The sequence below is a fragment of the Sphingobium yanoikuyae genome, assembly GCF_013001025.1.
GTDB classification, from domain to species: Bacteria; Pseudomonadota; Alphaproteobacteria; order Sphingomonadales; family Sphingomonadaceae; genus Sphingobium; species Sphingobium yanoikuyae_A.
On record NZ_CP053021.1, the window covers coordinates 432,021 to 448,149 of the forward strand.

The window sequence follows — 16,129 nt, forward strand, 5'->3', positions numbered from 1 at the left end:
CGGGCCCTCGCGGACCAAGGGCGCGATCACGAACAGATGCTTGCAGTCTCATGTCAGGTCTACTCCCGGCTGAAGGTAGAAGCCACCCGTCCACAGCGTTTCCTGGACACTGTCGGCATAGGTGAGCGTGATTTCATATTCGAAGCGATCTGCCTCCCCGACCTCGGGCTTGTTGAGGCCCGTTGGCACGGTGCCAGCTTCCAGATCGGAACGCGGAAAGTTCGGCTCGACTGTCAGCCGGCGCCACCCCGGCTCGTCCTCGATCGCCGCGTCGGAGAATGTGATGCCCGTCTGCTCGAAGATCGGCGGGCCGCCGGCACCGGCATAGAGGCGCACCTGCATCGAGATGATGGCGCCCGTCAGCGGCAGTTCGTCACCGGGGTAATCCAGCTCCAGGACGGTATCGAAGGCGCGATTACGCGCCGCGAAAAGATCGCGGGTGATTGCCATGGCAGGGTCCTGTTGGTCAGTTGATGGCGGTGATCAGTCCGCCGCTCGTGGTGATCGTCACGCCGCCGACAGCATGGTCGCCATCGGCAATCGGCGTCACGGCGGCCAGGGCGGAGAGTCTGGCGCTGGCCGCCTGCGCCCCTATCGCGGCCCGCCAGGCTTCGTCATCGTCGCCGTCGACAAGAGACAGGGTGAAGGCGCTGGGCATAGCGCCACCGGCATAGGCGGCCAGCACGGCAGGCAGATCGATCGCGGCATAGGGCAGGTCCGCCCATGCCGCGACGCCATCTCCATATTTGACTAGCAGCGTGTCGGTCTCCAGCGCCGGTTCACCCGGTCCCAGAGTCGGATTGACGCTGGTCCAGTTTGCCGCCGTGTCGCGGCGCAGCTGAAAGCGAACCGTGGGCATCAGGCCTCCGTCGTGGCGTCGCCGCCGTCCAGGATCACTTCGTCATTGTCGGTGATCGGATCGGCCACCGCCAATTCGCCGGCTGTGGGCGGTTCCAGATAGGTTTCATCATCGAAGTCGAAGATGTCGGCATTGTGCTCTTCGAGCTGCAGATTGACCGAGAAGTCTTGGCTCAGTCCCCAGCTCGTCACCTGAAATGCATAATTGCTCAGGCCATATTTGCCGGTTGCGAGTTGGACCGTGTCGAGCGTCGATATAGCGATCCCCATGATGTTCATCGGCCAGGTGACGCGCCGTTCCGCCTGGGACTTGCGGAGATAGATTTCGAGGAGCCGCTGCCCGCGATAATGCGAGGTGATGTGCGGGAAATCATAGGGCGTCTGGCGCACATCGTCGGAGGCGATGGACCGGGTCGGAACGTCCGCCGGCTGGTACTTGTCGGCCGGATTGACATAGGTGCCGGTCACCTCCGTTGCGATCTCATCGCCCGCGCGTAGGACCGGCACGGTGAAGGGGCCGGCGAGGTCTCGCTCTTCGAGGGACGCGGACGGGGGCACATAATAGCCGGGCCGGAGCAGCATCTTGCCGTTGCTGTAGGTGAAGCTGCCGGCACAGCAGGTCACGAACGTGTCTCTGACCTCGCTCGGCGCGGCGCCGGTCTGGATATAGCTGTCGAACTCGTAGCGCTTTTCCATGCCGGCTGGCGTGGCCATATCCTCGTCGCTGACATTCGCCTGCGCCGCGACCCAATCGTCATCGATCTCGTCGGGATAGCAGCCGAAGCCGCCTTCCTCGCGCGGGATACGCATCCAGTCGTAGAAAATCAGGATTGCGTTTCGCGTATATCCGGCAAGCCCGGTGCGGGGATCAGCGATGTCATCCTTGCCTTCTACCTCTGCGGTGATGTTCGGCATGCCCGCCTGGACGACATCATTGGTCATCTTGAACTTGGCGTAGATCAGGGCAGCGCCACGGCAGCGATGGTTGACCGTCCACTTGCCCTCGGTCTCAGCCACGAAGGTTGGGTGCGCAATCTGATCCTCAGTGCCGCGATAGAACCACAGCCAGGCATTGCCGGCATATTTGCCGCTGGTTACCAGCCCGGCGGCGTTTACGCTCACTTCCTCGTCAGCGAGCCACCAGCGCGTGACGCCTTTGCACCGGTGGCCGGCGACCGCGATCACGAAATAGCGATATTCCTTACCGCGCGGATGGAAGAAGATCAGCAGCCCGCCCGCCCGGCGCTTGCCGTAGATGATGAAGCTGTTCGACACCGACTGGCGGAACATGCTGGGGGTGCTCGCCGTCGATGGGCGAGGAATCAGCAGGGATAGCGCCGCAGAAACGCCGGCAGCGATGGCGGTTGAAACTGCAGCGCTTGTTATTGCTGCCGCGGTGGCGGTCGAAACGCCCATCTGCACCAGCGCCGCCGAAAGCTGCGGAGCAAAATACACAACGGCGGCGGCAATCGCGATGATCGCGACCGCCTTAACAACTTTGCCGATTGCCGCCTCCTGCCAAATGCGGGAATGTGCCCAGGGGAATGGGAGATGAAGTGCTTATGATCTGGATGTTGGCGATAGCCGCTCAGGCCGGGGGATATGCCGGCGAGCTGAAAGAGCATCTTGCTCTCCCGCCGGCCGCGACCCTCACCAGCGAAAAGCCGGCCTATGACATGGAAATATGTATAGCCGATGCTTTGACCGCTTTGGGTACCCCAACTTCGCTTCGGGATGGACCGGACGGCGTCGTCATCGTGGCATCAAATCCGATGGCTGGAACTTACATCGCTTCAGCTACAATACAGAAGGCCGATGGAGGATCGAGAGTGACGGTGCGGGTGCGCGGCAAGGGCTGGAATGACAGGATCCGAGACCGCATTCAGGCCTGCCTTTAGGTGTTGCGGGATATCCTCCAAGCAGCGTCAACATCTTTCATCGGCACCATATCACCGCCGAAGAACTCAGCCTGTTCACCCCTGCAAATCCCGATCGCCCAGCCGCGCAGCACGATGTCGCCGCGCTGGGCCTGACGGTAGGCGATGGGTTCGCCATGTACGGCGCCGATCACTCCCATCATGTTCCGAACCCCCAGCCGACGCATCATCGCCGCCCAGTCGCGCGGGCGGCGCGGCGACGGGCCAACGATGTCGCAGATGTCGGAGCCAGTGGCCGCCAGCACATGAGCGCGCCACCGGTCGCCGCAATGGTCCTGCCAGCCGGGATCGGTCAAAGCGGCGGCTCCTGCCGGGCCTTCGCCCACATGATCGGCACCTCGACCATGCGCGACACATATTGGAAGCCGAGGTCGCCCGGATATTTCCGCTGCTGCCACCAGTCGGTGAAGCGCTTGATCGCCGGCCGGCGCTGGTCGCGCATCCGGCTCTCACCCCCGGCGGTGACGGTGATCGTCTCGCCGGCATCGAGAATGTCGTAGGTGTCGAGACGGCCCTTCCAGAGATTCTTGAACCCGATGACATTGCGGTAGCCGGCGTCGAGCGCCCCAACGTAGAGTTCATAGAGACAGCCCCGAACGGCTTGATCAGCTACGTCGTCGCGGAACTCGGAGGGTACCTGATAAAGGGTCGCGGTGACGCCTACCGATGAACCGTCGGTGCCTTCGCCGATGGTGTCAATCTGGCCCAGCCCGCCGATTGCGCTCCACTCCTCGCCCGCGTAATGGATCGTCGCATTGCCGGTGACGGCGAAGACGGGATCGGGCAGGTCGATATGGACGCCCAGAAACGGGCGGAGCTCGGATTTTTCGATCTCGGTCTGAAGCGCGGGATCAAGGTCGCGAATGCCGCTCATGGCATCTTCTCCGAGAATTCGAGCACGTAATCGATCGGCGCACCGACCTCGCCCTCATTTTGCCCTGCATCCTCACTGACCAACTCGAAGGGCGCGGTGACGCGCTCAATCTCCAGTTCGGCATCCTGGGCGATATCAGCCGAAAGCGGCGGCTCGAAGGTCAGCGTGATCTTTCCGTCTGGCCCGGCCTTCGACATCATGCTTCCCAGCTTCGGCGAAACGTCGGTCACCAGATGCGGGCGGCCGTCCCCGCCGATATAGTCGCCGATCGACGGGCCGACCGCGCCCGGTTCGCGGTTGATGACGATGCTGTTATCCCCTGCGCTGGCCGCATCGATCGTCATCGCCGGTGAATGCAGGGTGAGATAGCTCTGAGGGATAGGCCGACGGAAATCATGGAAGCGGACAATCTGGAGCCCGCCCTTCAGCTGCGCGATCAGGGCATCCAGCCTGGCGGCGAAAAACATGGCGTCGTCGGCGCGGGGGCCAAATCGATCAGACATTCCCCCATCGTCATAGCCGTGCCCGGCCCGGAAGGTCAGCCGCGCGACCCAGCGCGGCGCTGACAAGCCGTAGGTTTTGCGCGTCCGCGTCAACGGGCTCTCCTGCCCACCGATATGCGGCTGGAGATAGAACATCACCTTGTAGGGCGACAGGCCGGCTGGCCAGTTAATCTCATCCACGGCGGCGGTTCGCTTCCATCACGCCCTTGATCGCGGCCTGGCGCGCACCTTCGGCGAAACGGGCCGCCTCCTGCTTGGTCGCGAGATCCATGGCGCCGCTAAATGTGATCGGCATGCTGATCTGCACTCCACCGGAAGGGCCGTTGTCGTTGCCGGGGCGCTCGATGTTGACGATTTCACCTGCCGTCGCGCGGAAGGACACCATATTGGCGTCGATACCGGGCTTGCCTTTGATGATGCCACGGCCACCCGTCTTGAAGCCTGGCGCGCTGGCAAAGGCCTTCGAGATCGCGTCATTGTTGACGACGATATCGGCAGTGGACGAACTCCCGCCGCCGAAGATGCTGCCAAGCACCTTGCCGATCGCGCCGCCGATGCCGCCACCTGATCCGCCGCTGCCCACTTTCGAGAAGAGACTGGCGATCAGATCGGACAAGCTATTGAGCGCCTCCTCCATGCCCTTCGCCACCCGGTCCTTCCACCAGTTCTTGAACCATCCTTTCAGGTCGCCGTCGAGCGCCGCGCGCACGCCTTCCTTGAAGGTGTCGCGGAAGACGCCGGTCTGACGCGCCTTCTCCATCTCATCCCATTCGCGGGAGGCCTGATCCTTGGCCTGATCGGGCGTCATCTGGAAATCGCGTTCCAGCTCGCGCTGGCGATTGCGGATGTCGATTTCACGCTGGAGGGCGCGAATTCGTTCCTCACTGTCACCGCGAGCCTGAGCCAGACGAAGCTGACGATCCTGCTCGTCATCGGCCATCAGCCGCTTGCGCAATTCCGCGCGGGCATTGTCGATATCAAGCTGCTGACGCAAAGCCCTGGCGGTCGCCTCCTCCAGCGACAGCCCGTCGCGCTGGAAGGCAGCGATACGATCCTTGATCTCTTCCTGCCGTGCGAGCGTTTCTTCCAGCGACCGGTTGCCTGCGATGCGCGCGAGGTCAATCTGATGCGCCGCTTCATCGCGCTCAAGGTCTTTCGCTAGGCCAGTACGCCGCGCCTCTTCGAGCGTGGCCATGTCCTTCTTCGCCGCCGCAGTGGCGGCTTCCAGCGACAGGCCGGTGCGCTGATAGGCCTCGATCTGCTTGCTCAGTTCAAGGCGATCCCGGATGGCGCGCTCGGCGTCGCGGTCGCCCCGCAGCCGTGCCGCTTCCAGCGCAACATCATCAGCGAGTTGCTGGCGGTTAGCACTATCGTAGGCGGTATTGCGTCCCTTCGGGGCCTTCTTTTTCTTCGCCGAATCGTCATCGAAATCGATCGAGCGCTTTGGTGTGGCCGACGTCGGCGCAGCTGTTTCCTTAGGCTTGGCAGGTGCCGCAGGCGTATTATCATTCGTCGCTGCACCAAGGCCCAGACGCTCTTTCAGCGCCGAATATTTATCGCCGATCCACTTGGCAGCGTTGCCGATCCACGTCATCAGCCCGCCGAATTTGTCGACCAGCCAGCCCTTGACGCCCTGATAGACGCCCTTGGCGGCTGCCACGACATTAGGAAAGGCATTGGCGACATAGTTGACGCCCGACTGCACCGATGCCGTGAACCAGCCGACTATGGCTGCAAAGCCATCCGCAAGCCACTTCTTTGCCCCAGCATAGGCAGCCTGGAGTTCGGCACTGATCTCCGGAACGAACGCCGCGATGACGTCGACTATCGTGCTGAAGACGGCCTCGACAATCCCGCCAGCAGCTTCCCAAGCCCCAGCAAAGTCGCCGCGTAGCAGCGCGCTCACGACATCGACCACGCCGCTGATGACATCCACGACGCCGGAGATCACAGCGACGATTGCCGCCAGTGTCCGCTCGATGATTTCCCCGGCAAGAAGGATCGCACCCACAAGGATGGTGCCGACCACATCCGCCACGCCGGACAGGAGGGCGATAAGCCCCTCGATCGCAGCGCCGACCGGGCCGCCGGACAGCTTAGAGAAGATGGCGCCGACCTTGGTGATGATCGCTTCGAGCGGCGGCCCATCCGTCAGCATCACGTCGGGCGCGGCGTTGATGAAGAATCCTTCGCCATTAACGGGCGGAAGCTGGGCCGGATCGCCCAGAACGAGTATCTTCTTTTTGAAGCTCAGTAGATCCTTGGCCGTCGCATCATCGACCATGGACACCTCGTCCACAACCAGCAGCTCGGCGTTGGCCAGGTCACAGTCGGGGTTGAGGACGAAAGTCGCTTCGCCCGTCCGCTCGCACACCTCCGACTTGTAGATCAGGCTGTGAATGGTGCTAGCGCCTGCGCAACCCTTCTTCCTCAATTGAAGCGCCGCCTTTCCGGTGAACGCGGCATAAAGGGCGGAGTGGCTGGAAGCGGCCAGCTTCTTGGCGAGAGTGGTCTTGCCGGTGCCTGCGTAACCAAACAATCTGAACACCTGATCGGCATAGGGGTCCGACAGCCATGCAGCGGCAGAGCGCAAGGCGGTGTCCTGCTGAAGTGACGGGGTCATGCCCGCGCCTCCGCGATCGGAGCGCCTGCCGCGCGCAAATGGGCAATCAGCGTTTCCGGTTTACGGAACACGCCGCAGCCATGTCCCTGGCGATAATATCGGTTCAGGCGATCACGCTGGGCAGGTGTCGGCATCTTCTTGCCGTCCTTGAACTCGGCCAGGAACACGCCATGGCCGGGCATATCGACGGACCAGGTAATCAGCAGGTCCAGCGCCCCGGCGCGCGCACCTTCCTTCCAGCGCTGCACCCGCTCCCAATCGGTCGCCTTGCCGGCGTTGGGAATGGCGACAGCGTCACAGGCCGGGCCAAGCCGTGCCAGCATCGATAGGAACGCCATCTGGCGTTTCAGTTCAGGCTCAGGATCGCGATCCTTCGGTTCGATGAACCAAGGTTCGTCGGCGTCGTCCTCGCCCAGCCGAGTGAATATATCGGCGGCGCTCATGCTGCGCCCCGCTTTTGACGGGCGACAGTCAGCTCATATTCGATCTCGCGCGGCGGCACCCGGTAGGATCGCACAAGCTGCTCGACGGTCAGGTGGTCTAGTGACCGGGCATTCGCCAACATCGCTTTCAACTGCGCGCGGGCGGACGCAACCGTGATCGCCTCTTTCTGGCGGGTCATCCTCACTGGGGCCACCGCCAGTTGTTTGCCGCAAAGACGGCATCGACAAGCTCGAAGGAAAGCGAAGCGCTCGCGTAACGGTCTATGAGGGCGTTAGCGATGTCTCGAAAGTCTGGATAATATTCGAAGAGACCGGCGAGCAATTCGCACACCTCCTCGGGATCCTCGTGACCGGCGATATGGTGCGCGGCCGGATAGCGATGCGCAGTGTCGTTCGCGACTATCATCGCAGTCACTCCGCCTCGGCGGTTTCGATCAGCAGGTCACGCGCCAAGACTTTGCCGCCTGTCGCGTTCTCGATCTTCACCACGCGGGGCAGAGACGGCTGGCGCTGCCTATATGCCCATTTGCGCACAATGTTTTCGGTCTCGCCAATGGCTTCGGCAAAGGAAGAGAACGTGAAATCCGATGTGCGGATGAATTCAAGCAGGGTCATCAGCCATATATGCACTAACTGTGCGTATATGGAAAGAGGGTTAATGCACTGACAGTGCAGTTGTTGGTTGCGCACCTTTGGTGCATAGAATGGTCATGGCATATTCTAATCGCATTTCCGTCGTCCGGCGCGCCGCAGGGCTTTCGCAAGGACAACTCGCCGACAAGGTAGAATCCACTCTCAGCATGATCGGGAAACTGGAGCGCGGGGAACGCGAGCTCACCCAGACATGGGTCGAAAAGATTGCGAAAGCAGTCGGGTGCGAGCCGATTGAGGTACTATATGCTCCAGAAGCGCCGATATTGATCGGCACTGTCTCGCCCGATGGCGCGGTCTCCAATAACGACGGAATTTGGGCCGATCTGGAGGCCTTGGACGAGTTTGACCCTACCGCAGCAGGCGATCCGCGCATGGATCGCGATCGCGCAGTGAAGTTAACTGGAGTGGGGCACATCAATTTGCCCCTCAATTGCCAATTCATCGTGCGCCTGCGTGACGTGGAAATGGATGCCCCAGCCATCGGGAAATTGGCATTCATCGACGTCTCGGAGGATGGTGCAGGCGATGCCTATCTGGGTACGCCAATGGCCGGATCCAAGCCCGAAAGGTATCATATCCAGCTAATCAACGGACAGATAGTGCAGGACACTCCAATATCCTGGTCGCTGCCTGTCAGGAGCATAATTTTCCCATAGCGCACTAATGGTGCATTTTTTAATTGACGATACGCACCGATGGTGCGTATTAACCAGTCTCGTTAGCCGGGACTGGTAATCAACTCCTGTCCGGCGGACGCCAGGCTCGACGCCCATTGGGCTCACCGGGCCGTTTAGACAGGAGCATTCCACATGGCCGACGCCACCCAGGCGCGGAGCGATATCGCTTCGCGGAACGACGAACTGCGCCAATCGGACATCGCCGCCCTTTGCGGTCTGATCGGCAGTGCAGACCATTACTGCATGAAGGTGGAGCGCGAGCAGTCGCGCAACTTCCACGGCTTCAAAGCAGTCTATCAGAAGACCTACGAAGCTCTTTGTGAAGGGCATCTGAAGCTGCTGCAGGCCATTCCCGATGGATCGGATCGTGATATCGTGATCCTGGCTGGCCACGCCTCGCTGATGGCCGACCAGATACAGACTGCGGATGTGACCGACCACGCCTTTGTCGCTCGACTGGTCGAAGGCGTTCAGGCGGCCCTGATCAGCATCAGCGGATCGATCGGTAATCGCTTCCCTGATCATGTCGAGGAAGTCGCCGCCCTCTGGCCCGAGCTGGGCCAGTCCATCCGGAACGATATGGCGGTTGCCCGTCAGATGATCTCCGAAATGGAGGGTCACTGACATGGCCGCGCCCGCAACCACGACCGCATTCGGCGATGAACCCAGCGGTCCGCTCTTTTACGCGAAGACGCTCGTTTCCTTCATGTCAGCCGCGTGGCTGGCAGAAGATCAGTTCCATCGCGACGGGAATCCCGGCTCGAAATCGACCGAGTTCGCGGCGCTGATGCCCCGCGTCCACGCCGACGTTCTTGAGATCATCAGCGGTCTGATCGCGGTTTCTGGCGAGCTGGCGGCGGCCGAATTGGCGGCGGCCGAACGCAATGCGTAGCCTCCGCCAGATCATCGCCGCGATCGAGCCTTGGTATGACTGGGGCACGTGGGGCGCAGAATCCCTCAACGGCGGTTGGGGCGACGGCTGGCGGTTCCAGTTCGAATGGTTCGGCTGCCAAATCCTCATCGCTTTCACCCGCTTCCCAAAGGAGAAGTGACATGGCCACCCGCCGTGAAATCCTTGCTGCGGCCATCGCCGCGCCTGCACTTGCCGCTCCGGCCGTCGCCCGCGCAGCGCCCGCATTCGCATGCCTGCCGATGGCGGTAAGCCCGGAATGGCAGGGCGCTGTTGCCCGGATGGATGCCGCCAGCGCAGCCCATGACGCATATTACGAGGCAACCTATGAGCCTGCATGGGAGACTGCCAAGGCGACGGCCCGCCAGGCAGACGAGCAACTGCAGCGCCGGCTGGATGCGATCCCCCATTACACGACGTCGCTGGCCTACGAGACGGCCGATGGCAACCTCATGCATATGACGACGGCCAACAGGCTCGACATCGGGCGCGCCATTGGGGGCGCTCAACTCACGGATCCGAGCGATTATGTCTCATGCTGCCGCGAGATGGTCAGCCTGATTAACAAGCGCATGGACGAACAAGACCGGGTCAGGGCTGAGTTCGAGCAGTCCAAGGTCTACCCGGCACAACTGATCTCGCCTGAGATCGCTCGAGAAGAGAAGCGGCTCGGAGACGCATCGCATGCCGCCTTCAAGGCTGTCTACAACTTCGCCGCCGCCGCGCCGGCCGATCTCATCGCCAAGATCGAATTCCTGAAATCCCGGGATATCGACATCGACCACGACCAGATGCTGGCGGACCTTCGCCGCGTGTTCGGGGAGGCCTGAGCCATGGCCGAACAGATCACGGAACAGGGCGAAGCATTTATCGCTGCCTGGGACCGCTTTTCTTCCGCTGCCTGGGAAACGCGTGGCGATCTCCCCGGGACAGAACAGTCTCGCGCCGATGAGAACTTGCTGTCGATCGGCATCAGCGACGATCCGGCGGCGGTAGCGAAGAAGCTGCGTTACGCGATGTATCTTAGGGCGCAAAGCCCTTGGCTCGAAGCCGCGGCGCTCGGCGCCGTGGTGCCGGACATGGCGGAACGCCTCATGAAGGACGACACGATCAACGAAGCGATTTGGTCGGCCATCGTGAGCCTCGAAGCGATGGAGGCGCGGCTGTGACCTACATCATCATCAAGCAACCGCACCCGTTGGATGCGATCTGGTCCCACGCCATGGAAATGGCCGATGAGGCCCAAGATGCCATCGATGCGCTGCCCCAGCCATACACAAATGAGGAGGTGGACCCTCTGGTCGAAAAGCGCATGGCGGCAGCATTGGCTGTGATCGCGCTCCCCGCCCGCAATATCGCCGATTGCATCTACAAGCTGGACCTGACCGGCTCGCTGGATGACCCGCCGTTTGTGGGATGCGATCGTGCCGCCATCATCACCGAAGCACTCGGCCTGATCGATGTTGGCACCTCGCGCGGCGCCAAGCTGCTCAAAGGCTTGCCCGGCTTGCTGGAGGGCGTGTCGCTATGAGCACCTGCCTCCGCTGCGTCCACTTCCTCCAGGGCGGAGTGAACCCCAGCAGCATGTCCCCTGGCCATGCCGAGCGTTCCGACGACGTTGGTCTGTGCCGGCGATACCCGCCGCGCTGGGCGCAGGACACCACCGATGACGGCGGCTCCTTCGACTTCCCCGCCATCCATCAGGATCATCGCTGCGGCGAGTTTCAGCCAAGGATTTCGATATGACCGACGTCCGCAATTGCTCGACCTGCATCTATTGGCGGGCCGGTGCCAGCACCGACATGACCATGGCCGCCCGTGACGAAAGCTACGAGGACGTGGGCGCCTGCGAGAACTTCGCGCCGATGATCTACATTATCAACGAAGGCCCGGTGTCGCTCCAGCCGACGACGCATGCCACGCGCTGCTGCGCGGAATGGCAACCGATCTGGGGCGGCGACGGCCCGGATGATGATCCCGACGAGGAGCCGGCGCCCAAGCCCACTCCCGAACCGGACCGCGACAAGGTCCGCCGCCTTTTCCCCAATCCTCCCCGGCCAATCGCCGCCTGAAGGAGCATGGTCCCATGACTTCGACCGATACCAAGGCGGATTACACCGCCGAAGAGATCAAGGCCTACGAAGCCTATCTTAGCGCGCTAGCCGAGCACAATATCACCTGTGCTCGCGCCGGCGCCACGACCAAGCAGAAGATGGATGCGGCATTCGCTGCCGACCGGGCACTTAAGCACTTCTTCGAAGTCGCAGGGCATACGCCGCATTCAACCCGGTCGCCGGAGGATATCCGCACGATCGAGCGGATGACCAAAGAAATGGGCGATATGGTCGAAGCCACCCGTAGCGCGTGGTCGATGATCCGCGCCGCCGATAGCATGCGTGTGATCGAGTATCGCGCCAGCAACGTCGATCAGGATGACCACAATGCATGCGTCTGCCTGATCCAGGACGCTGAAGTGATCCTCCGCAAGCTGATCGCCAAGGCAGACGGCGCATGACCGGCGTCCGCCTCACCGTGCCCAACAGCTTCACCTTCATGGTGGCGCGCAAGGGCCGCACCGTCCGGCCGGGCGTGACGCTCCCTCGCGCGCGCTACCAAACGCTAGATGAAGCCGCGACAGAGGCCGAAGCGCAGGCGCAAGCCAATCCCGGCCAGGTCATGATCGTTTTTCAGGAGGTTCTGCGGGCGAAGGTCGATCCCGCAACCATCGATCCAGCCGCTGTCCCCCCGGCGGTTGGTGGAGCCGGGCGGCTTTTGTCTCCCCGGTCGCCCGGCTCCAAAGGTGATCAGTCGTGAAGGGCCGCGCTTACTCCCCAGAGCATGAGCGGGTCATGGCCTACCTCCGGCATGCCGAGAAGTCGAAAGGGACGGTCGCCGGTCCGACGGACCTGCAGATCAAAGTGCAGGCTGACCTGCCCAGCGAGAAGCGCGTACTGGAAATCCTTGCCGACCTGTCAGACGCTCGCCGGATCCAGATCAATCGGCAGGGCCGCGGACGCGCGATCACGACCTTTGCAGATAGGTTCGATGACAGCGACGAGATCAGCGCGAGGATTCAGGCAAGGAACTCGGCCTCAAACCCGCAGAAAACTGCGGTTTGCGACACGGTGGCGCGCTCGAAGGAACTCAGTGGAATCACCCTGCCGCCTCCGGCTGTTAAAACCGCTGCCAAGCCGCAGAAATCCGCCGTTTACACCCGGCCGGTTGCCGCACCGAAAAAGTGGCCAGCCGCCACTGGCAATCCGCCGTCAGTCGAGAACCGGCACCCGTCCGAACTGCGCCTTGATGACAGCTACCAGCGCTCGACCGACAACGGCGCCAGCCAAGCGCTGATCCGCAAGATCGCGAACGGCTGGGACTGGCGCATGTGCCTGCCCCTGGTCGTGTCGAAGCGCGATGACGGCTCGCTCTGGGTTATCGACGGCCAGCACCGGCTGGCGGCGGCACTCCTGCGCGGCGACATCCCGTTTCTGCCCTGTGTCGTCGGCATTTATGGCAGCGTCGCGGATGAAGCCGCCATGTTCGTCGCCATGAACCGGGCGCGCAAGCCGATGAACCGGCTGGACGACTTCCATGCCGCCATCGCCAGCGGCGACAGTGAGGCGATCGAGATCACCCGCCTGATCACTGAAGCGGGGTTCACCGTCTCGCGCAAGACCGGCTCGCAAAGCTGGGTGCCGGGCGAGGTCGCCTTTACCAGCGCGATTGCCAAGGTGCTGCGCAAGCATGGCGCCAATGTCTGCGCCGACGCTCTGCGCACGATGCAGGAGGCGTGGCCGGACGAGGTGCTGAATGCCGGCGCCAGCATGTTCACGGCGCTGACCAAGCTCGCGATCAGCCCGCCCGACGGTTTCGACCCTGACCGCATGTTCCGGGCGCTCCTGCGGCGCAACCAGCGCGAGTGGGCCAGCTTCCTGAACGAGACCAAGTCGGGAGGCGATGAGCGCGCCGCGCAACTGCGCCAGGTGCTGCTGATGGCCTACGAGGAAGAGCCGGAGGTGGCCGATGCAGAATGAGCCTGCGCCGCCAAGTCCATCGTCCGAAATTCGGACGATGCCGCCCTGCGACTGCCTGTCCTGCCAGACCGGCCGCCCTGATTACCCTTGTTTGATTGAGGATCGCGATGACTGACCATAGGACCATGAACGCCGTCGATGTGGCGGACTATGTTGCGAGCCTATTGCCGCCGATCGCCGATATCATGAGGGTCGATGAGGCGAAGGCGGATGATGACCTCTCGCCATTCGTCACCTTGCCGGCGATCTATATACACATCATCATTCAGGGCTATCGCGCAGAGGTGCTCAGCCGAAAGAATGAAGCGATGGCGGCGATCATTGCCAAGGGCGAACTGAAGCCCAAGGAGGAAATGACCGACGACGAAACCGATGCGCTGTCGATATGGCTGGCAACCGAAGCGGCAGACCGGAGTTTCGCGGCGATCGAGGGTGCGGCCGCGCTTTGGAAGGCTGCAGCAATAACCATGGTCGCAAACATGTCAGGCGACACGATGAGCGCATTCGATGGGATGTGCGCGATAATCCGCGCCGACATTGCGCAAGCCATTGGTGTGGGAGCGACGCAGCAATGAGCAAGACGCACGACATCGATCCCGACTTCGCTGCGGCGCTCTCGGTCCTGCGCGAGCATTTCTCTGGCGATCTCGCTATGGATGGGTGCTGGCCTACATGCCAGGACGGAGCGAGAAATCGCCGCCATGGGCGCTCGCCACGCGCTGCGATGGTGGCTGGTGTGACGAAGAAGGATATGGCGTCGCCCCGACTGTCTGGGTTCCCTTGCCAGATCCCCAGCCGGCACCGACCGGATGGCGGAAGGCGGAGGGCCAAATCCGCATCTTGTCAGCTTGGTCTGAACAGATACCATGGCTAACCCACATCATCGAGGTCGTGAAGCCCGACGGGGAAGCCGACCGATCGCGGGAGCCTGATCTGGCATGCAGCCTGGGCGAAGCGCGGCAACGGGCAGCAGCATGGGCAGACAAGATTGGCCTGCCCGTGATCGAGGCGGACGACGGCAACGTGCTGCCCTTCAAGCGGAAGGAGCCGACGCCATGACCCCGCACGAACACGACGCCGCGATTGAGATCGCCAAGGCGCAGGCCGCCGGGACTATTCCCGCTATCGCTCAGTCGTTGATCGAACTGGTCGATGACTTGCGCCGCCAGGCCGACGATCAGGAAGCCGAGATGAAGCGCCTGTATCTGATCGAGGAAGAGGCGCGGTGCGTCTTTCAATATCATCGCTCCGGCCGGTTCGGCACCGACGACTTCAACGAGGCTTGGGATGCCGACGACATGATCGAGAAGCTGGAAAGTCTCGGGAAGGCGCTGAAGCAATGACGATCGCAGAGAACGAAAGCCTCCGCGCCCAGATCGCGGCCCATCTCATGGGCTACGGCATGAGGCCGGTTCCTGACAAGCTGATCCGCGACATCATCGGCGCGATCGAGCAAGCGCAGAGCGATGCCTTCGAGTGCATGGCCTATGATGCCCATTGCCCTAGCATGACGGTGCGCTTTCAGGTGCCCGAAGGCTTCCCCCTCGCTGGCGGCATCTTTCGCGTCCAGCGGGTCCGGACCGCCACGCCGGAAGACACGGCGCGGTTGGCGCACCTGCCTGATGCACCGGAGGCCATCTGATGATCCGATCAGTCATCGCTTCGCTGCTACTGGCATATGCTGCAACCCGAACCAGCGGGGCCGAGCAGGCCGTATACATAAGCTCCACGTGGATATGTATCTGCCTTTCTGGTCTGGCGGATCGAATTTCGAGGATCAAGCGGTGAAGGCCTGCAACTTCCCCGGCGCGCGCCCGATCGGCGCGCCCAAGAACTGGAACGCCGAGCTTGATGGCTCGGTCGGCACGATATTCGTGGCCGACGCGATCGACACGCTCTCAGGCATGAACTTCATGTATTCGGTCTACCAGCCGACGCCGGAGGATCTGGCGGCGCTGAATGCTGGCGGAGCGATCCGACTGGGCATTATGGGCCGGTCACACCCTGTCTTCCAGCTTTGCGCGCTGACGCCCGCGACCTGTGAGGCCGCGCAACTGGAACCCATGTGGGACTTGGGGGAGCCGATATGACCATTCTCTCCCGCCTCGATGCCTGGCTAGGCAAGACGCTATTCCACCCGCCGATCATCCTCGCCTGCCAACTAACCCGGCAGACACAATATGCGATGCACCGGGCGCTGTGGTTCTTCGCCGCCTGCCACGCAACCGTCTACCTGGAGCGGGACGATTGGCTCTGGGTCGCGTTCATGTGGTTTTTCGTCGTGATCACGCTGCTTAACGCTACCGTTTACGCAGATTGGCCGGTCATAACCGTCCGGGCGTTTCGCCTGTTCTGGTTCTTCCTCCTGATCGGGCAGGCCACGGTGACCTTGCTCGGAGGCGAGTTGCTGGCATCGTCGATCCGCTCGGTAATCATCCTGTTCGCGGAGTATGCCGCGACCATTAAGACTATCCCGCCGCGCAGGAAGCGCGACCGGCGGGCGAGCGCGAAGGAGGCTCGCGCATGATGGCGATCGAGTCAAAACGGGACACCTCTTTAACCACGAACGACGCTTGCGATCAGCCTGCCGATGGAGGAATCGATGGCAGTTGAGCG

General features: G+C 62.3%; 31 protein-coding genes. 20 read left to right on the forward strand and 11 right to left on the reverse strand.

The window, feature by feature from the left end; all coding sequences use genetic code 11:
* Window positions 1-48: 48 nt before the first annotated feature.
* Genes HH800_RS02355 through HH800_RS02365 form a run of 3 tightly spaced genes read right to left on the reverse strand, consistent with a single transcriptional unit; the run spans window position 49 to window position 2,148 of the window.
* Window positions 49-450 (reverse strand): hypothetical protein, encoded by a 402-nt coding sequence (locus tag HH800_RS02355; RefSeq protein ID WP_169860066.1) that lies wholly within the window; start codon window positions 448-450, stop codon window positions 49-51.
* A gap of 16 nt (window positions 451-466) precedes the next feature.
* Complete coding sequence (locus HH800_RS02360) at window positions 467-859, reverse strand: PE-PGRS family protein (RefSeq protein ID WP_169860067.1); 393 nt, start codon at window positions 857-859, stop codon at window positions 467-469.
* Window positions 859-2,148 (reverse strand): phage tail protein, encoded by a 1,290-nt coding sequence (locus HH800_RS02365; protein WP_169860068.1) that lies wholly within the window; start codon window positions 2,146-2,148, stop codon window positions 859-861. The genes HH800_RS02360 and HH800_RS02365 overlap by 1 nt, the downstream gene beginning before the upstream one ends.
* On the opposite strand from HH800_RS02365, the gene HH800_RS02370 reads away from it, so the two are divergent.
* Both HH800_RS02370 and HH800_RS02375 read left to right on the forward strand, forming a co-directional pair.
* A complete protein-coding gene (locus HH800_RS02370) occupies window positions 2,114-2,413 on the forward strand; it encodes a hypothetical protein (RefSeq protein ID WP_169860069.1) in 300 nt (99 codons plus the stop codon). The genes HH800_RS02365 and HH800_RS02370 overlap by 35 nt on opposite strands.
* Window positions 2,414-2,420: 7 nt before the next feature.
* On the forward strand, window positions 2,421-2,756 hold the full coding sequence (locus HH800_RS02375; RefSeq protein ID WP_169860070.1) for a hypothetical protein: 336 nt from the start codon (window positions 2,421-2,423) through the stop codon (window positions 2,754-2,756).
* On the opposite strand, the gene HH800_RS02380 is transcribed toward HH800_RS02375, so the two are convergent.
* Genes HH800_RS02380 through HH800_RS02415 form a run of 8 tightly spaced genes read right to left on the reverse strand, consistent with a single transcriptional unit; the run spans window position 2,753 to window position 7,853 of the window.
* Window positions 2,753-3,091 (reverse strand): DUF6950 family protein, encoded by a 339-nt coding sequence (locus HH800_RS02380; protein WP_169860071.1) that lies wholly within the window; start codon window positions 3,089-3,091, stop codon window positions 2,753-2,755. The two genes, HH800_RS02375 and HH800_RS02380, sit on opposite strands and share 4 nt — an antisense overlap.
* Window positions 3,088-3,669, reverse strand: coding sequence for a hypothetical protein (locus HH800_RS02385; protein WP_169860072.1), 582 nt, complete (start codon window positions 3,667-3,669; stop codon window positions 3,088-3,090). The genes HH800_RS02380 and HH800_RS02385 overlap by 4 nt, the downstream gene beginning before the upstream one ends.
* Complete coding sequence (locus HH800_RS02390; RefSeq protein ID WP_235682004.1) at window positions 3,666-4,307, reverse strand: hypothetical protein; 642 nt, start codon at window positions 4,305-4,307, stop codon at window positions 3,666-3,668. The genes HH800_RS02385 and HH800_RS02390 overlap by 4 nt, the downstream gene beginning before the upstream one ends.
* A gap of 37 nt (window positions 4,308-4,344) precedes the next feature.
* A complete protein-coding gene (locus tag HH800_RS28975; protein ID WP_235682005.1) occupies window positions 4,345-6,795 on the reverse strand; it encodes an AAA family ATPase in 2,451 nt (816 codons plus the stop codon).
* Complete coding sequence (locus HH800_RS02400; protein WP_169860074.1) at window positions 6,792-7,238, reverse strand: hypothetical protein; 447 nt, start codon at window positions 7,236-7,238, stop codon at window positions 6,792-6,794. Before HH800_RS02400 ends, HH800_RS28975 begins: the two co-directional genes overlap by 4 nt.
* A complete protein-coding gene (locus tag HH800_RS02405; protein WP_010339909.1) occupies window positions 7,235-7,417 on the reverse strand; it encodes a hypothetical protein in 183 nt (60 codons plus the stop codon). The genes HH800_RS02400 and HH800_RS02405 overlap by 4 nt, the downstream gene beginning before the upstream one ends.
* Before the next feature lie 2 nt (window positions 7,418-7,419).
* The gene (locus HH800_RS02410) at window positions 7,420-7,644 is read right to left on the reverse strand and encodes a hypothetical protein (protein ID WP_169860075.1); all 225 of its coding nucleotides are present in this window, start codon (window positions 7,642-7,644) and stop codon (window positions 7,420-7,422) included.
* A gap of 5 nt (window positions 7,645-7,649) precedes the next feature.
* Window positions 7,650-7,853 (reverse strand): YdaS family helix-turn-helix protein, encoded by a 204-nt coding sequence (locus HH800_RS02415; protein ID WP_169860076.1) that lies wholly within the window; start codon window positions 7,851-7,853, stop codon window positions 7,650-7,652.
* 95 nt (window positions 7,854-7,948) lie between these two features.
* On the opposite strand from HH800_RS02415, the gene HH800_RS02420 reads away from it, so the two are divergent.
* From HH800_RS02420 to HH800_RS02505, 18 genes are all read left to right on the forward strand, one after another.
* Window positions 7,949-8,548, forward strand: coding sequence for a helix-turn-helix transcriptional regulator (locus HH800_RS02420; RefSeq protein ID WP_169860077.1), 600 nt, complete (start codon window positions 7,949-7,951; stop codon window positions 8,546-8,548).
* A 153-nt stretch (window positions 8,549-8,701) separates the two neighbouring features.
* Window positions 8,702-9,193 (forward strand): hypothetical protein, encoded by a 492-nt coding sequence (locus tag HH800_RS02425; RefSeq protein WP_169860078.1) that lies wholly within the window; start codon window positions 8,702-8,704, stop codon window positions 9,191-9,193.
* Window position 9,194: 1 nt separating this feature from the next.
* Window positions 9,195-9,461, forward strand: a complete 267-nt coding sequence (locus tag HH800_RS02430) for a hypothetical protein (RefSeq protein ID WP_169860079.1) — start codon at window positions 9,195-9,197, stop codon at window positions 9,459-9,461.
* Window positions 9,454-9,621 carry a hypothetical protein gene (locus HH800_RS02435; protein ID WP_169860080.1) on the forward strand — a complete coding sequence of 56 codons (168 nt, stop codon included), beginning with the start codon at window positions 9,454-9,456 and terminating at the stop codon, window positions 9,619-9,621. Before HH800_RS02430 ends, HH800_RS02435 begins: the two co-directional genes overlap by 8 nt.
* 1 nt (window position 9,622) lies before the next feature.
* A complete protein-coding gene (locus HH800_RS02440) occupies window positions 9,623-10,309 on the forward strand; it encodes a hypothetical protein (protein ID WP_169860081.1) in 687 nt (228 codons plus the stop codon).
* 3 nt (window positions 10,310-10,312) lie between these two features.
* Window positions 10,313-10,648, forward strand: a complete 336-nt coding sequence (locus HH800_RS02445; RefSeq protein ID WP_169860082.1) for a hypothetical protein — start codon at window positions 10,313-10,315, stop codon at window positions 10,646-10,648.
* Window positions 10,645-11,010: a hypothetical protein gene (locus HH800_RS02450; RefSeq protein WP_169860083.1), complete on the forward strand. Its 366-nt coding sequence runs from the start codon at window positions 10,645-10,647 to the stop codon at window positions 11,008-11,010. Before HH800_RS02445 ends, HH800_RS02450 begins: the two co-directional genes overlap by 4 nt.
* Window positions 11,007-11,225 (forward strand): hypothetical protein, encoded by a 219-nt coding sequence (locus HH800_RS02455; protein ID WP_169860084.1) that lies wholly within the window; start codon window positions 11,007-11,009, stop codon window positions 11,223-11,225. Before HH800_RS02450 ends, HH800_RS02455 begins: the two co-directional genes overlap by 4 nt.
* Window positions 11,222-11,551: a hypothetical protein gene (locus HH800_RS02460; RefSeq protein ID WP_169860085.1), complete on the forward strand. Its 330-nt coding sequence runs from the start codon at window positions 11,222-11,224 to the stop codon at window positions 11,549-11,551. The genes HH800_RS02455 and HH800_RS02460 overlap by 4 nt, the downstream gene beginning before the upstream one ends.
* A gap of 14 nt (window positions 11,552-11,565) precedes the next feature.
* Window positions 11,566-11,994 carry a hypothetical protein gene (locus tag HH800_RS02465; protein ID WP_169860086.1) on the forward strand — a complete coding sequence of 143 codons (429 nt, stop codon included), beginning with the start codon at window positions 11,566-11,568 and terminating at the stop codon, window positions 11,992-11,994.
* Window positions 11,991-12,293, forward strand: coding sequence for a hypothetical protein (locus tag HH800_RS02470; RefSeq protein ID WP_169860087.1), 303 nt, complete (start codon window positions 11,991-11,993; stop codon window positions 12,291-12,293). Before HH800_RS02465 ends, HH800_RS02470 begins: the two co-directional genes overlap by 4 nt.
* 35 nt (window positions 12,294-12,328) lie before the next feature.
* Window positions 12,329-13,513: a DUF6551 family protein gene (locus tag HH800_RS02475; protein WP_169860088.1), complete on the forward strand. Its 1,185-nt coding sequence runs from the start codon at window positions 12,329-12,331 to the stop codon at window positions 13,511-13,513.
* A gap of 125 nt (window positions 13,514-13,638) precedes the next feature.
* Complete coding sequence (locus HH800_RS02480; protein ID WP_169860089.1) at window positions 13,639-14,088, forward strand: hypothetical protein; 450 nt, start codon at window positions 13,639-13,641, stop codon at window positions 14,086-14,088.
* A gap of 316 nt (window positions 14,089-14,404) precedes the next feature.
* Window positions 14,405-14,572, forward strand: a complete 168-nt coding sequence (locus tag HH800_RS02485) for a hypothetical protein (protein ID WP_169860090.1) — start codon at window positions 14,405-14,407, stop codon at window positions 14,570-14,572.
* The gene (locus tag HH800_RS02490) at window positions 14,569-14,856 is read left to right on the forward strand and encodes a hypothetical protein (protein WP_169860091.1); all 288 of its coding nucleotides are present in this window, start codon (window positions 14,569-14,571) and stop codon (window positions 14,854-14,856) included. The genes HH800_RS02485 and HH800_RS02490 overlap by 4 nt, the downstream gene beginning before the upstream one ends.
* Window positions 14,853-15,155 carry a hypothetical protein gene (locus HH800_RS02495; RefSeq protein WP_169860092.1) on the forward strand — a complete coding sequence of 101 codons (303 nt, stop codon included), beginning with the start codon at window positions 14,853-14,855 and terminating at the stop codon, window positions 15,153-15,155. The genes HH800_RS02490 and HH800_RS02495 overlap by 4 nt, the downstream gene beginning before the upstream one ends.
* An 88-nt stretch (window positions 15,156-15,243) precedes the next feature.
* Window positions 15,244-15,603: a hypothetical protein gene (locus HH800_RS02500; RefSeq protein WP_169860093.1), complete on the forward strand. Its 360-nt coding sequence runs from the start codon at window positions 15,244-15,246 to the stop codon at window positions 15,601-15,603.
* Window positions 15,600-16,040 carry a hypothetical protein gene (locus HH800_RS02505; protein WP_169860094.1) on the forward strand — a complete coding sequence of 147 codons (441 nt, stop codon included), beginning with the start codon at window positions 15,600-15,602 and terminating at the stop codon, window positions 16,038-16,040. The genes HH800_RS02500 and HH800_RS02505 overlap by 4 nt, the downstream gene beginning before the upstream one ends.
* The last annotated feature ends 89 nt before the right edge of the window (window positions 16,041-16,129 follow it).

Excerpts from the sequence above, each read along its gene's own strand:
- HH800_RS02355 (WP_169860066.1), bottom strand. The coding sequence starts at position 450 with ATGGCAATCACCCGCGATCTTTTCGCGGCGCGTAATCGCGCCTTCGAT.
- HH800_RS02360 (WP_169860067.1), bottom strand. The coding sequence starts at position 859 with ATGCCCACGGTTCGCTTTCAGCTGCGCCGCGACACGGCGGCAAACTGG.
- HH800_RS02370 (WP_169860069.1), top strand. The coding sequence starts at position 2,114 with ATGATGAAGCTGTTCGACACCGACTGGCGGAACATGCTGGGGGTGCTC.
- HH800_RS02365 (WP_169860068.1), bottom strand. The coding sequence starts at position 2,148 with ATGTTCCGCCAGTCGGTGTCGAACAGCTTCATCATCTACGGCAAGCGC.
- HH800_RS02375 (WP_169860070.1), top strand. The coding sequence starts at position 2,421 with ATGATCTGGATGTTGGCGATAGCCGCTCAGGCCGGGGGATATGCCGGC.
- HH800_RS02385 (WP_169860072.1), bottom strand. The coding sequence starts at position 3,669 with ATGAGCGGCATTCGCGACCTTGATCCCGCGCTTCAGACCGAGATCGAA.
- HH800_RS02390 (WP_235682004.1), bottom strand. The coding sequence starts at position 4,307 with ATGTTCTATCTCCAGCCGCATATCGGTGGGCAGGAGAGCCCGTTGACG.
- HH800_RS28975 (WP_235682005.1), bottom strand. The coding sequence starts at position 6,795 with ATGACCCCGTCACTTCAGCAGGACACCGCCTTGCGCTCTGCCGCTGCA.
- HH800_RS02400 (WP_169860074.1), bottom strand. The coding sequence starts at position 7,238 with ATGAGCGCCGCCGATATATTCACTCGGCTGGGCGAGGACGACGCCGAC.
- HH800_RS02405 (WP_010339909.1), bottom strand. The coding sequence starts at position 7,417 with ATGACCCGCCAGAAAGAGGCGATCACGGTTGCGTCCGCCCGCGCGCAG.
- HH800_RS02410 (WP_169860075.1), bottom strand. The coding sequence starts at position 7,644 with ATGATAGTCGCGAACGACACTGCGCATCGCTATCCGGCCGCGCACCAT.
- HH800_RS02415 (WP_169860076.1), bottom strand. The coding sequence starts at position 7,853 with ATGACCCTGCTTGAATTCATCCGCACATCGGATTTCACGTTCTCTTCC.
- HH800_RS02420 (WP_169860077.1), top strand. The coding sequence starts at position 7,949 with ATGGCATATTCTAATCGCATTTCCGTCGTCCGGCGCGCCGCAGGGCTT.
- HH800_RS02425 (WP_169860078.1), top strand. The coding sequence starts at position 8,702 with ATGGCCGACGCCACCCAGGCGCGGAGCGATATCGCTTCGCGGAACGAC.
- HH800_RS02430 (WP_169860079.1), top strand. The coding sequence starts at position 9,195 with ATGGCCGCGCCCGCAACCACGACCGCATTCGGCGATGAACCCAGCGGT.
- HH800_RS02435 (WP_169860080.1), top strand. The coding sequence starts at position 9,454 with ATGCGTAGCCTCCGCCAGATCATCGCCGCGATCGAGCCTTGGTATGAC.
- HH800_RS02440 (WP_169860081.1), top strand. The coding sequence starts at position 9,623 with ATGGCCACCCGCCGTGAAATCCTTGCTGCGGCCATCGCCGCGCCTGCA.
- HH800_RS02445 (WP_169860082.1), top strand. The coding sequence starts at position 10,313 with ATGGCCGAACAGATCACGGAACAGGGCGAAGCATTTATCGCTGCCTGG.
- HH800_RS02455 (WP_169860084.1), top strand. The coding sequence starts at position 11,007 with ATGAGCACCTGCCTCCGCTGCGTCCACTTCCTCCAGGGCGGAGTGAAC.
- HH800_RS02460 (WP_169860085.1), top strand. The coding sequence starts at position 11,222 with ATGACCGACGTCCGCAATTGCTCGACCTGCATCTATTGGCGGGCCGGT.
- HH800_RS02465 (WP_169860086.1), top strand. The coding sequence starts at position 11,566 with ATGACTTCGACCGATACCAAGGCGGATTACACCGCCGAAGAGATCAAG.
- HH800_RS02470 (WP_169860087.1), top strand. The coding sequence starts at position 11,991 with ATGACCGGCGTCCGCCTCACCGTGCCCAACAGCTTCACCTTCATGGTG.
- HH800_RS02475 (WP_169860088.1), top strand. The coding sequence starts at position 12,329 with ATGGCCTACCTCCGGCATGCCGAGAAGTCGAAAGGGACGGTCGCCGGT.
- HH800_RS02480 (WP_169860089.1), top strand. The coding sequence starts at position 13,639 with ATGAACGCCGTCGATGTGGCGGACTATGTTGCGAGCCTATTGCCGCCG.
- HH800_RS02490 (WP_169860091.1), top strand. The coding sequence starts at position 14,569 with ATGACCCCGCACGAACACGACGCCGCGATTGAGATCGCCAAGGCGCAG.
- HH800_RS02495 (WP_169860092.1), top strand. The coding sequence starts at position 14,853 with ATGACGATCGCAGAGAACGAAAGCCTCCGCGCCCAGATCGCGGCCCAT.
- HH800_RS02505 (WP_169860094.1), top strand. The coding sequence starts at position 15,600 with ATGACCATTCTCTCCCGCCTCGATGCCTGGCTAGGCAAGACGCTATTC.